Origin of the sequence: Bradyrhizobium sp. ORS 278 (genome assembly GCF_000026145.1) — a bacterium.
Classification (GTDB): Bacteria; Pseudomonadota; Alphaproteobacteria; order Rhizobiales; family Xanthobacteraceae; genus Bradyrhizobium.
On record NC_009445.1, the window covers coordinates 5,204,758 to 5,217,375 of the forward strand.

At 66.4% G+C, this 12,618-nt stretch carries 13 protein-coding genes; 2 read left to right on the plus strand and 11 right to left on the minus strand.

From position 1 onward, the window contains the following. Positions 1-20 precede the first annotated feature (20 nt). Both BRADO_RS23290 and BRADO_RS23295 read right to left on the minus strand, forming a co-directional pair. Complete coding sequence (locus BRADO_RS23290; protein WP_012028653.1) at positions 21-464, minus strand: MaoC family dehydratase; 444 nt, start codon at positions 462-464, stop codon at positions 21-23. A gap of 39 nt (positions 465-503) precedes the next feature. After that, positions 504-2,159: a fumarate hydratase gene (locus tag BRADO_RS23295; RefSeq protein ID WP_012028654.1), complete on the minus strand. Its 1,656-nt coding sequence runs from the start codon at positions 2,157-2,159 to the stop codon at positions 504-506. 511 nt (positions 2,160-2,670) lie between these two features. Here BRADO_RS23295 and BRADO_RS23305 point away from each other — a divergent pair. Beyond that, the gene (locus BRADO_RS23305; protein ID WP_041756835.1) at positions 2,671-3,150 is read left to right on the plus strand and encodes a hypothetical protein; all 480 of its coding nucleotides are present in this window, start codon (positions 2,671-2,673) and stop codon (positions 3,148-3,150) included. A gap of 164 nt (positions 3,151-3,314) precedes the next feature. Further along, entirely contained in the window at positions 3,315-3,527 is a 213-nt protein-coding gene (locus BRADO_RS23310) for a hypothetical protein (RefSeq protein WP_041756836.1), read from the plus strand. 356 nt (positions 3,528-3,883) lie between these two features. Here BRADO_RS23310 and BRADO_RS23315 read toward each other — a convergent pair whose 3' ends face one another. From BRADO_RS23315 to flgC, 9 genes are all read right to left on the minus strand, one after another. Beyond that, positions 3,884-4,588 (minus strand): glutathione S-transferase, encoded by a 705-nt coding sequence (locus BRADO_RS23315; protein ID WP_012028657.1) that lies wholly within the window; start codon positions 4,586-4,588, stop codon positions 3,884-3,886. Positions 4,589-4,643: 55 nt separating this feature from the next. After that, positions 4,644-5,336 carry a hypothetical protein gene (locus BRADO_RS23320; RefSeq protein ID WP_012028658.1) on the minus strand — a complete coding sequence of 231 codons (693 nt, stop codon included), beginning with the start codon at positions 5,334-5,336 and terminating at the stop codon, positions 4,644-4,646. Positions 5,337-5,500: 164 nt separating this feature from the next. After that, positions 5,501-6,475 (minus strand): Tim44 domain-containing protein, encoded by a 975-nt coding sequence (locus tag BRADO_RS23325; RefSeq protein WP_012028659.1) that lies wholly within the window; start codon positions 6,473-6,475, stop codon positions 5,501-5,503. Between the two features lie 155 nt (positions 6,476-6,630). Beyond that, positions 6,631-9,201, minus strand: a complete 2,571-nt coding sequence (gene cckA, locus BRADO_RS23330) for a cell cycle histidine kinase CckA (protein ID WP_041756839.1) — start codon at positions 9,199-9,201, stop codon at positions 6,631-6,633. Between the two features lie 155 nt (positions 9,202-9,356). Further along, positions 9,357-10,436: a flagellar biosynthesis protein FlhB gene (gene flhB / locus BRADO_RS23335; RefSeq protein ID WP_012028661.1), complete on the minus strand. Its 1,080-nt coding sequence runs from the start codon at positions 10,434-10,436 to the stop codon at positions 9,357-9,359. A gap of 14 nt (positions 10,437-10,450) precedes the next feature. After that, a complete protein-coding gene (gene fliR, locus BRADO_RS23340) occupies positions 10,451-11,218 on the minus strand; it encodes a flagellar biosynthetic protein FliR (RefSeq protein WP_012028662.1) in 768 nt (255 codons plus the stop codon). A gap of 170 nt (positions 11,219-11,388) precedes the next feature. Next, positions 11,389-11,652 carry a flagellar biosynthesis protein FliQ gene (fliQ, locus tag BRADO_RS23345; RefSeq protein ID WP_012028663.1) on the minus strand — a complete coding sequence of 88 codons (264 nt, stop codon included), beginning with the start codon at positions 11,650-11,652 and terminating at the stop codon, positions 11,389-11,391. A gap of 135 nt (positions 11,653-11,787) precedes the next feature. Further along, positions 11,788-12,144 carry a flagellar hook-basal body complex protein FliE gene (fliE, locus tag BRADO_RS23350; RefSeq protein ID WP_012028664.1) on the minus strand — a complete coding sequence of 119 codons (357 nt, stop codon included), beginning with the start codon at positions 12,142-12,144 and terminating at the stop codon, positions 11,788-11,790. 16 nt (positions 12,145-12,160) lie between these two features. After that, a complete protein-coding gene (flgC, locus tag BRADO_RS23355; RefSeq protein WP_012028665.1) occupies positions 12,161-12,586 on the minus strand; it encodes a flagellar basal body rod protein FlgC in 426 nt (141 codons plus the stop codon). Positions 12,587-12,618 lie beyond the last annotated feature (32 nt).

Sequence of the window (12,618 nt, forward strand, 5' to 3'; positions counted from 1 at the left end):
GACGCTACAAACTTGCTGACTCAGGCCGGGCGCCGCGGCACGATGGCGATCGGATTGAAGGTGTAGACGGCCTCATTGTGCTGGTTGAAGGCCGTCCATTTGATCCGCACCACGCCTTGCGGCTTGCTCTGCGAAGGAATGAGATCGACGACTTCGCCCTCGAGACGAAGCGCGTCGCCCGGCCGCACCGGCTTGAGCCAGCGCAGTTCGTCGACGCCTGCGCCCAACAGCGGATGCGGGCCGAAGGGACGCGTCTCCGCCGCGAGCCGCATCGCGATCGCGGCGGTGTGCCATCCGGAGGCGGCGAGCCCCTTGAAGATCGTCTGCTCCGCGGCTGCCTCGTCGAGGTGAAACGGCTGCGGATCGAATTCGGCGGCGAAGCGCTTGATGTCCTCGCGCGACACTGTCGTCTCGCCGCTCTTGAACGTCATCCCGATCTTGAGGTCGTCGAACCACTCAATCATGCCGCCCTCACATCCATAGTGGATTATGTCGGTGAGCGGTCAGCCGAGGTTCAGCTCCTTGAAGAAGTCGTTGCCCTTGTCGTCGATGATGATGAAGGCCGGGAAGTCCACGACCTCGATGCGCCAGATCGCTTCCATGCCGAGTTCGGGATATTCGACGACCTCGACCTTCTTGATGCAGTGCTCGGCAAGGTTCGCCGCCGCGCCGCCGATCGAGCCGAGATAGAAGCCGCCGTGCGTCTTGCAGGCTTCGCGCACGGCCGGCGCGCGGTTGCCCTTGGCGACCATGACCATGGAGCCGCCGGCGGCCTGGAACTGGTCGACGAAGGAATCCATGCGGCCAGCGGTGGTCGGACCGAACGCGCCGGAGGCGTAGCCCTCGGGCGTCTTGGCCGGACCGGCGTAGTACACCGGATGGTTCTTGAAGTAGTCCGGCAGCGGCTCGCCGCGGTCGAGGCGCTCGCGCAGCTTGGCATGCGCGGCGTCGCGGGCGACGATCATGGTGCCGGTCAGCGACAGCCGGGTCTTGATCGGATTCTTCGACAGCGTGGCGAGGATGTCCTGCATTGGCTGGTTCAGGTCGATCTTCACGACCTCGCCGCCGAGCGCCTGCTCGACCTCCGGCAGATACTGCGCCGGGTGATGCTCGAGCTCCTCGAGATAGACGCCGTCCTTGGTGATCTTGCCGAGCACCTGGCGGTCGGCCGAGCACGACACGCCCAAGCCGATCGGCAAGCTTGCGCCATGGCGCGGCATGCGGATGACGCGCACGTCATGACAGAAGTACTTGCCGCCGAACTGCGCGCCGACGCCGAGCGACTGCGTCATCTTGTGGATTTCCTGCTCCATCTCGACGTCGCGGAAGGCGTTGCCGTCGGCGGAGCCGTGGGTCGGCAGCGCATCGAGGTAGCGCGCCGAGGCCAACTTCACCGTCTTCATGCACAGCTCGGCCGAGGTGCCGCCGATGACGATGGCGAGGTGATAAGGCGGGCACGCGGCGGTGCCGAGCGTCAGGATCTTCTCCTTCAGGAACGCCAGCAGCCGGTCCTTGGTCAGCACCGAGGGCGTCGCCTGGAACAGGAAGCTCTTGTTGGCCGAGCCGCCGCCCTTGGCCATGAACATGAATTTGTAGGCGTCCTCACCCTCGGCGTAGATCTCGGTCTGCGCCGGCATGTTGTTGGCGGTGTTCTTCTCCTCGTACATCGACAGCGGCGCGACCTGCGAGTAGCGCAGGTTCCGGCGCAAGTAAGCGTCGCGCGCGCCTTCCGAGAGCGCGGCCTCGTCGTCACCGTCGGTGATGACGTTGCAGCCCTTCTTGCCCATGATGATCGCGGTGCCGGTATCCTGGCACATCGGCAGCACACCGCCGGCGGAGATGTTGGCGTTCTTGAGAAAGTCGAGCGCGACGAACTTGTCGTTCGGGCTGGCCTCGGGATCCTCGAGGATGCCGCGCAGCTGCTTCAGGTGGCTAGGGCGCAGGAAGTGGTTGATCTCGCCGAACGCGGCCTCCGACAGGGTCCGCAGCGCCTCGCGCGAGACGACCAGCATGTCGCGGCCCAGCACCTTCTCGACCCTGATGCCCTCGGTCGTGATCTTCTTGTAGGGCGTGGTGTCCGGCCCGAGCGGAAACAGCGGCGTGTGCTTGTAGGGCGGGACGGGCTTGGACTGGTCGGGGAAAGCGGTGGGCGCGTTCATGGCGAAATCTCGCAGGGGTTCTAAAGGCGGCCGCCCAAAGCGGTCTTGACAGGTCTGATATCACCCTGGGGCCGACGCGCAACATATGGTTCGGCATGGCCGTTCCTGGGCGGGACCATGCCACCTTTGGTCTGAATGACGGGTGGGAGGTAGCTGAAACGGCTGACCGCCCGCTCCCGGACGAAGGATCAGCGCGCGCTGAGCAAACGGTTGATCTGTGCGTTGAACGCGCCCCGTGACAGCTGACCAGCACTCAAGTCGGAACGGGGGCGCTCGACGTCAAGCAACTGCCCCTCGGTCAGGCGGAGAGCCGACTGATGCTGAACCCCCGACGTTCTGAACCCCCAACGTTCTGACGGCTTTCGGTCCACGTCCGGTCCATGGCGCTCCATCGCATATCCAGTTGAGAACTGCTTCGTTTGCCACACCCGCCGGCTTGTGGCCCTGCCCGATCCCATCGGCGCTTGCATGACCTGCGCATGCACGCTTCAATGGCAGGGGGGTATTTGGAATGCAGTCATATCTTCGTTCATTGGGCCGCTCGACCGGACTTGCCGTTCTCGTCGCGCTCGGCCCGTTGCTCGCGCCGCAGGCGGCGCGGGCCGACCGTTGCGACGACCTCGCCAAGGAGCTGAAGAACGGCATCGAGGGCATCAAGATCGGCCAGACCGCGGCGGGCACCGTCTATCTCGCCCATCCCAAGGCGCGCGAGATTACGCTCGGCTGCTCATCGAAGAACTTTTCCAACCAGTTGTTCGGGAAAACCGATCGCAAGCCGCCGCCGGATTTCGTCGAGCTGATGGCGAGCGCGGCGGCGATCGTGTTCACCCTGCCGAAGGACGACATGGCGCGCGGCGTCAGCCGCTGCTACCGCCGGCTCGGCATCTTCCGCGGCGACGACGTCGCCAGCCGCTACCGCCGGCTCGACATGCGCTGCGCCAGGACCAAGACGGAATCGTCGATCACGATCACCCGCAGCAAGGACCAGTGAGGCCCGCCGGGACCAGGGTGCCACTGGTTTCTGCGAGGAGATCAGCGCACCGTTCACTATTCGCGCCCGCCACTCACAGTTGCAGACAATTCGACCGATCCGGTTGACCCTTCCTTCGTTGGACATGGCCACGCTTGGGCGAACACCAAGCGAGGAGCTGGACCATGTCCGTTTCGAGCGTTTCGTCGCCTTCAGCGCCGCCTTCACCGCCGCCGGTGTCGACCGAGACGACCAAACCGCAGACCCAACAGACGCAGAGCCAAGATACGCAGTCGTTCAAGGCCGACAAGACCGGCGACGAGAACGCCGCCGAGAAGCAGGCGTCCCGTCCGCCACTGCCGCCCGGCCAGGGCACGCGGGTCGACATCATCGCCTGACGATCCCACACCCTCAGGCCAACTTCGTATAGCGGCGGCGCCTTCGGCGCTCGCCGCTATACGTGTTGGGTCCGCAGGTCGCGACAGGCGGTCCTGATCGACGTCGAGACGATGCAAAGATCGCCTTTCGAGCCTTGGGGGCACGTTGAGGCGGTGGCTCTCACCCCTGCTTTCGCCCCTCACCCTGAGGAGACCGCCGCAGGCGGGCGTCTCGAAGGGCGAGGCCCCCGCTGTGGCCTCATGGTTGGAGACGGCGCTGCGCGCCTCCTCACCATGAGGGTTGAGAGCCGCGAGCTGCGCTGCACGTTGGCAATGATCATGGACCTGCTGCGCGCTTCTCGACGCGCATTCAGACCTCACGCATCCAGCGCCTTGTAGTGGCGGAAAATGCCGTCCTCATTGAAGGGGATGCGGCGCTCGCTGGCCAGATAGGCTGCGATGTTCGGCCTGGCGGCGACGCGATCGTGCAGCGCGACGAGACCGGGGACGTTGCGCTCGAACGCGGCCATCCGGTTCGGAAACGCGTAGCGCAGGCCGGCGACGACCTGGAATAGCGACAGGTCGACGTAAGTGAGCCTTCGGCCGGTGACGTAGGCGCCGCCGCCCTTCGCCAAAATCTGCTCGAAATAGCCGAGGAATTTCGGCACCCGCTCATTCCAGAACTCGGCGGTGCGCTTTTTGGCGGGGAAGCGCTGATCCTCGTAGTAGAGCGTCGGCCCGAGCGGATGATGCGTGTCGTGGATCTCGACCACGAAGTCGGTGATCGTGAGCTGCAGCTGGTGCACCCAGAGCTGGCCCGCCTCGGCCTTCGGCGCGAGGCCGTGGCGGGCGCCGAGGAACAGCAGGATGTTGGCGGTCTGGCCGATGATGCGGCGACCGGCTTTCAGGAACGGCGGCGCGAAGGGCGGCGTGTCACCGTCGGCTTCGAGCATCGCGGTCATGGCCGCCAGGCCCTCCTCGCGCGCGACGTCGCGATAGCTGGCGCCCGCCTCCTCCAGCGCCAGCCGCACATATTCGCCGCGGCCCTGGATCATCGGCCAGTAGTACAGCTCGTAGCGCATGGGTCATCCTCGGGTGTGATGCGCCCATGCGTGCGACGGATACGGGACGCGCGTGTCAGTTCGCCGCGAAACAGTATAGCAGGCCATCGCCGCCGGTGCTCTTCAGATCGGCCTGCGAGCAGCCGCCGTCAGGCCCGCGCGAGGGATGCGAGGTGTTCCACGATCTCGAGGGCTCGTCGTCGCGCAGGCCGATGCGGTCGGAATGGCCGACCATCGCCGCGCCTTGCGTCGCGCTGGTCCAGTTGTGGCAGGTGCGGTCCTCGCCGGGTCCGAACGCCGTTCCATCCGCCTGCGAGCCGGTGAGCACGTCATGGCGGTTCGGCGTGTCGCCGCGCCCGTTGATGACCTCGCCCTTCTCGCTCAGCGCGGTCTGCTTGGAGAGATTGTTGGAGGCGCTGTGCAACTCGGTCACGTCCCTGGCGATGACAACGCCCTTGGCATTCTGCCATGGACCCTTGCCGATGCGGTCGCGCGCGTTGACCGCGGGCTGGCCGTCGGCGGCCTGGGTGGAGAGATAGGCGCGCCAGGTCTTGTTGGAAGAAGTCTTGGCGCCTGCGCCCGCCGCCTGCGCCAGCGTCTGGCAGTGCTTGTCGGCGCCGGCGAGGCCGCCGAGATTGCCGCCATTGCCCGGGCCGTTGCTGGTGAGGAAGAAGCTCATGTCGGCGCTCTGGGCCGACACGGTCGCGATCAGGCCGGGAGCTGCGGCGAGCAGCGCGCTTGCGATCAACAGATTGCGGATCGGTGTCATGGAGTCCTCCCCTGGTGGACGTGATGCGGGCGCATCGCTTCGACGCGATGTCGTGTCTGGCTAAGGAACCCGCTCCGGCCCGGTTTATTCCGCCAGAACCCGGGCAAAGCAAAGGCGCCGCAGAGGGCTCCGCGGCGCCTGATCTTTGTCATTAAGGCTTCGGCTCAGCTGACCTGCTGGATCGCCGAGAGCTGCCAGTCGGCGCCGGGGTGGCGCAGGAAGGTCCAGATCTCCGTGACCTCCTGCGGCTGGTCGGAGCCCTCGACGACGCGGCCCGACGCGCGCTCGATGGTCTTGTCGGCGAGGGTGAACCGCATCGCCACCGTGGCATAGTCGGCGCCGTTCTCGCGCCAGGATTCCGCCAGGTCGCCCTGCAGCAGCTTCACGCCGGTGACCTTGTTGACCACGCCGCGGGCCTGGTTCTGCTCGAGATCGCGCTCGAAATACGAGGCCATCTCGGGCGTCGACAGCAGGCGCAGGCGGCCGACATCCTCGTTCGACCAGGCCGACTGAATCTCACCGAGCAGGCGCTCGAACGCTTCATAGTCGGCCGGCTGGATCTGGAGCGGCGGCTGGTTGCTGCCGCCACCGAAGCCGCCAAAGCCACCACCGAGGCCGCTCAGGCCGGAGCGGAAGCTCTGCTGGCCGTCATTGGGGCCCGGCGTCGGGCCGGACGCATAGGCCGGCTGGTTGCGGCGCTGCCACCAGGCCATCGCGAAGCGGACCGCGACCACCACCAGCAGGATCTGCAGGATCAGGCCGATGAACGAGGCGAAGCCGCCGAGGCCGGAGAACAGGCCGCCGCCGAACAGCATGCCGAACAGGCCGGCGCCGAGGAAACCCGCGGCAAGGCCGCCGAGCAGGCCGCCGGCGCGGCCGCCGAACAGGCCGCCGCGGGACGGCGCAGCCTGATTGAAGCCGCCGGGCTGGCCCGGCTGGGTGATGGTGCGGTTGAACTGCGACGCCGATCCCGGCGCGGTCGCGGTCGGAGGCGGCGCGGAGAAGGTGCGCGTGCCGCGGGATCCCGAGCTCGAGCCGCCGCCGATCCGGGCGTCGGCCGCCGAGACGGCGAGCACCGTCGGCAGCGCCAAGGACAGGGCCACGGCCATCGCCTTGAGGAGGCCGCTTTTGCGCTGCAAGAAGCTCATCTGTGTTTCCCATAAGTCCCCGGAATGGGGATGCCCGTAAGATGGGCACTTCGGGCCGAAAAGGAAGGCGGCACGAGGCCGCGCGGCTGCGGCTCTGGGTCGCGGCTTCAAGCCGCTCGCCCGCCTTGTCCGGCTCTTCTGGTAACCTATTGCGGCGCCATGGTTTCCTTCACCGCCGCCACCAGCTGACTGAGCGTGAAGGGTTTTGGCAGAAAGGCGAATTGCTGGTTCTCCGGCAGGCTCTTCTCGAAGGCGTCCTCGGCATAGCCCGACACGAAGATGATCTTGATGTCGGGGTTCTTCTCGCGCATCACCTTCAGCAGCGTCGGCCCGTCCATCTCCGGCATCACCACGTCGGACACCACGAGATCGAGCTCGCCGTTGCATTCCTCCAGCGCCTCCATCGCCTCGATGCCGTTGGAGGCCTCGATGACGCTGTAGCCGCGCGAGCGCAGGCCGCGCGCGTTCAGCGCCCTCAGGCCCTCCTCGTCCTCGACCAGCAGGATGGTGCCCTGCCCGGTCAGATCCGCGCGCGGCTTCGGCGCCTCGGCGGCAGGAGCCGCTTCCTTGGGCCCGCCGTTGGTCGCCTGCGGCTCGGGCTGGACCTCGGGCACGACGATATGGCGCGGCAGGAAGATCTGGAATGCGGTGCCCTTGCCGACCTCGCTGTCGACATAGATGAAGCCGCCGGTCTGCTTGATGATGCCGTAGACGGTCGACAGGCCGAGACCCGTGCCCTTGCCGACCTCCTTGGTCGAGAAGAACGGCTCGAAGATCTTCTCGCGAATTTCTGCGGGAATGCCGGTTCCGGTGTCGCTGATCTCGATCTTGACGTAGTCGGCGACCGGCATGCCCTTGTAGGCCGCCTGCGCCGTCTCCTCGGCCGTCACATTGGCGGTGCGCACCGAGAGCTTGCCGCCATCCGGCATCGCGTCGCGGGCGTTGACGGCGAGGTTCACGATCACCTGCTCGAACTGCGAGACGTCGACCTTGACCGGCCAGAGGTCGCGGCCGTGGCTGAGGTCGAGCTTGACCTTCTCGCCGATCAGCCGGCGCAAGAGCATCGTCAGATCCGACAGCGCATCGCCGAGATCGAGCACCTGCGGCCGCAGGGTCTGGCGGCGCGAGAACGCCAGCAGCTGCCGCACCAGCGTCGCGGCGCGCGTCGCGTTCTGCTTGATCTGCATGATGTCCTGGAACGACGGGTCGGTCGGCTTGTGCGCGTTCAGCAGGAAGTCATTGGCCATCATGATGGCCGAGAGCACGTTGTTGAAGTCGTGGGCGATGCCGCCGGCGAGCTGGCCGACCATCTCCATCTTCTGCGACTGGTTGATCTGGTTCTCCAGCGCCCGCCGCTCGGTGGTCTCGAGCAGATAGACGATCGCGGCTTCCGTCTCGCGCTCGTCCTCGTCGACCGCGGTGACGAAGAACTGGCCGAAGCGCTCTCTCGCGCCCTCAAGCATGACCTCGACCGGCGGGATGTCCGCCTGCCCTTCGGCGGCCTGGTTGATCGCAGCGATCAGCAGGTGGCGGTCGCGCTGGCTGACGGCGCGGAAGATCGATTTCGCCGCGGCCACGTCGCCGCTCACGCTCTGCGCCAGCTTGGCGTAGCGCGCGTTGGCGCGGACCACGGCGCCGCCGCGGTCGACGGTCGCGATCGCCATCGGCGTGTGGTCGAAGAAGCGCATGAAGCGCACCTCGGCGGCGCGCTCCGGATCGGAGCGCTCGTCGCGGGCGCGGCTGATGACCAGGGTGCGCGAGGCGCCCGGCTTGCCGTCGGCGCCGAAGGCGAGCTTGTGATAGAGCCGCGCCGGCATGGTCTTGCCGCCGCGCATCTTCAGGTCGATGTCGAACACCTCGGTGCGGACCTCGCCGGGCACCGCGACGATCGAGGTCAGCAGCGATGCGCCGTCGCCGGAGACGACGTCGGCGAGTTTCAATCCGCCGGAGCCGATCTCGGCGAGATCATAGTCGAGCCAGTTGGCGAGCGTGGCGTTGACGTAGACGAGGCCGCCTTCCGGATTGACCGAGAAAAAGCCGCAGGGCGCATGGTCGAGATATTCGATGGCATGCTGGAGCTCCTGGAACACGTCCTCCTGGCGCTCGCGATCCCTTGTGATGTCAGCGATCGACCACACGGCGTAGCGCTGATAGCGCTTGGTCTGGCCGAGCGGGCGCACCCGCATGCGCAGCCAGCGGCCCTGGCCGCCCTCGGAGGCGGTGATGCGCACCTCCTCCTGCTGCCGCTTGCCCTCGCGCGCCGCTTTCAACAGGCGGAATACGGCCTCGGAGACGTCGGGATTGCCGATGAAGACGCGCTCCACGGGGCGCGCCTCCTGAGCGCTGGCCGCCCCGGTCATGCTCAGATAGGCCGCGTTGGCATAGACCACATGCCCGCGCGGATCGGTCACTGCGAGCCCGTCGAAGGCGTGATCGGCGATCGCGCCCATGACGGGATCGTCGGCCGCCTTGTCGGCGAAGCGGACGATGCCGGCAGCGAAGGCGAACAGGTTGAACAGGCCGACGGTGGCGAGCAGCGACAGCAGGCCGAGAATATAGGGCTGCGCCTGGTTGCGGCCGATCGTCATCAGCGCGATCGCGACCGCGACGAGGCCGAACGCCACCAGCAGGATCAGCAGGATGCTGCCGCTGCGGCGCGGCCGCTCCGGCAGGTTCACCTGGTCCGGTGACGCTTCGTTGTCTGTATCGGCGCTCATGGCTCGAGGACGCGACCTGTCGGCTGGGAGCCCCAGCCCGTTCACGCGGCTCCCGCTCCCACCTGCCTGAATCGACGGGTCAAGCGCAAGCCCGTCAAGCCGATATTCCATGATTTATCCGTATTTTGCGGCCCGTTCCAGGGCCTGCTCGGTTGTCATCGCGGCCGTCCCGAGAGGTTGCGCCGCAGCCCCATCACGTAGCCGATGATCTCCGCGACCGCGTGATAATGTTCCACCGGGATCTCCTCGTCGATCTCGACGGTGGCATACAGCGCCCGCGCCAGCGGCACGTTCTCGACGATCGGGATGTCGTGCGCCTTGGCGATCTCGCGAATCTTGAAGGCGATGTTGTCGACGCCCTTGGCGACGCAGACCGGCGCCTGCATGCCGCGCTCATAGGACAGCGCGACCGAGTAGTGCGTCGGGTTGGTGATGATCACGGAGGCCTTGGGAACCGCGGCCATCATGCGCTTCTTCATGCGCTGCTGGCGGATCTGGCGGATGCGGCCCTTGACGTGCGGATCGCCTTCGGACTGCTTGAACTCCTCCTTCATCTCCTGCAGCGACATCTTCTGCCGCTCGTACCATTGCCGGTACTGGAACAGATAGTCGCCGATCGCGACCAGCGCGAGCAGCGCGACCACCGAGCCCATCAGATGCGTGGTCAGCGACATCGTCACGCCGAGCAGCTCGGCGACGTCCATGTGCAGCAGCGCTTCGAGCCGCAGCCGCTCCGGCCACAGGATCATCACCATCACGGTGCCGAGCAGCACCAGCTTGAATAGGCCTTTGGCGAAGTTGGCCGCCGCCTGCTTGCCGAACAGCCGCTTGGCGCCGGACAGCGGCGAGATCTTGCTCAGCGACGGCTTGAGCGGCTCGCCCGACCACACCAGGCGGTGCTGCATCATGTTGCCGGCGATCGCCGCCAGCATCACCATCAGGATCGGCACGCCGATCGCGGCGATGACGGCGAACGACAGGCTGCGCGCCAGCGCCAGCAGCCCCGCGCCGTCGGTGTGGATCATCCAGGAATTGGCGATCAGATTGCGCATCGGCACCAGCACCGCGGTGCCGATCGAGCCGGAGAACGTCGTCATCACCAGCGTCGCCGCCGCGATCACGAACCAGGTGTTGAGCTCCTGGCTCTTGACGACGTCGCCGCGCTCCAGCGCCTGGTCGAGGCGTTTTTGCGTCGGGTCTTCGGTTTTGTCCTCGGTATCACCCTCCTCGGCCATCGGTCAGGCTCCCCTCACCGCGGCATCAGCTCGTGGAGGACGCCTTCGAAATAGCCGAGAAACGTGCCCATCATCGCGGTGAGCACCAGCGCGAAGATGAGGAAGCCGATCAGGATCGAGAGCGGCGCGCCGACAAAATAGACCTGCATCTGCGGCATCAGCCGCGCCAGCACGCCGAGCCCGATGTTGAAGACCAGGCCGAACACCAGAAACGGTGCCGACAATTGCAGGCCGATCTTGAACGCCGCCGCAAATGCCTTGGTTGCCAGCGAGGCGACATCGCCGCTCGGAACCAGTTCGCCCGGCGCGAAGATCTTGTAGCTGTCGCTCAGCGCCGCGATCACCAGATGATGGCTGTCGGTCGCGAACAGCAAGGTCACGCCGAGCATGGTGAGGAAGTTTCCGATCAGCACGCCCTGCTGGCCCTGCGTCGGATCGACCGCGGTGACGAAGCCGAGCCCCATCTGCTGGGCGATCACCGAGCCCGCGACCTGCAGCGCCGACAACGTCACCCGCGCGGTCGCGCCGAGCACAATGCCGATCACGATCTCGTGCACCATCATGACCACCAGCGGCGACAGCGCCTGCAGGTCGACCTGATAGGCCTGACGGTTGAGCGGCAGCACGATCATCGTCAGCAAGAGCGCGGTGGCGAGCTTGATGCGGACGGGAATGTTGACCTCGCCAAGCCCCGGCAGCAGCATCACCATCGCGGCGATGCGCGCGAAAGCGAGCATGAACACCGCGGCCAAGGTCGGAAGAAACGAGATGTCGATGCGCATCTTCAGCGGTCCCGGCGCCGCCGGCCGCGAGCCGCGGCACGCCGGTTTGCAGAGCGCCAAGCGAGCAAGCCGCTCGCGCCCGATCGAAAGCAGCAGCGCCCCCCGCACCGCCCCTCACGACCGGTCGCAGCGCCCTTGGCTGGGACAGCTCTGCCGCGCCGGACATTGCCTCATCCGCCGATGATTCGCGACGAGATCCGCATCATGTGCTGATGCAGCGCATCGGCCATGAACGGCAGCCCCAACAGCAGCGTGACGAAGATCGCGATGATCTTGGGCACGAACACCAGCGTCTGCTCCTGGATCTGCGTCAGCGCCTGGAACAACGACACGACCACGCCGACGACCAGACCGACCACCATCAAGGGAGAGGAGACGATCACGATCGTCCAGATCGCATCGCGCGCGACGTCGAGCGTTTCAGCTCCGGTCATGTCCTGTCGTCCCTGATCCTGGCGGCGCCGGTCGAGCGCCTTGATGCTGCACACGGCTCCGGCTCGTCCGGCCCCGCAATTCGTGTGACGTGGCACGCACCGGGCGCGTCACGTCGTCAGCGCCCGCAAGCGAGCTCAGATCGTCATCTTCATCACGTCTTCATAGGCCTGGATCACCCGGTCGCGCACCGACACCAGCGTCGACACCGCGACGTCGGTCTCGGCGACCGCGGTGACGACATCCATCACGTTGGCCTTGCCCGAGGCCATCGCGACCGCCTGGCTGTCGGACTTGCGTCCGGTCTCCACGACGCTGCCGATCGCATCCTTCAGCAGCGCGCTGAACGACGGACCACCCTTGTCGGCGCCGGCGCCATTGCCGAGGACGTCACGCACGCGGGCGAGACCGCCGAAGGCGTTGCCCGTACCATTGGTATCGAGCACGCGGGCGGAATTCGCATAGGCATTCGCTGCGGAAATTGGGGAGGCCATGACTTTCGTTCCTGTCCTAGGTCTTCAGAATGTCGAGTGTGCGTTGGATCATGCGGCGCGTAGCGCCGATGATGTTCAAATTCGCCTCGTAGGACCGCTGTGCATCACGCATGTCGGTCATCTCGATGAGCGGATTGACGTTGGGGTACTTGACATTGCCGGACGCGTCCGCGGCCGGGTTACTGGGGTCGTATTTGACGCGGAACGAAGATTGGTCGGGCACCACCTTGCCGAGGGTCACGACCTTGGCGTCGAGCGCGCGGTCGAGGGCCGAGGTGAAGGTCGGGACCTTGCGGCGATAGGGATCGCCGCCGGCCTTCGCAGCGGTGGAATCGGCATTGGCGATGTTCTCGGAGATGACGCGCATCCGCCCGGCCTGCGCGCGCAGGCCCGACGTCGCGATGGTCATCGAGCGCAGGAAATCGCTGGAGTCGTTTGCCATGCGTGTCGGTCTCCGTCCTCAGATCTCCGGCC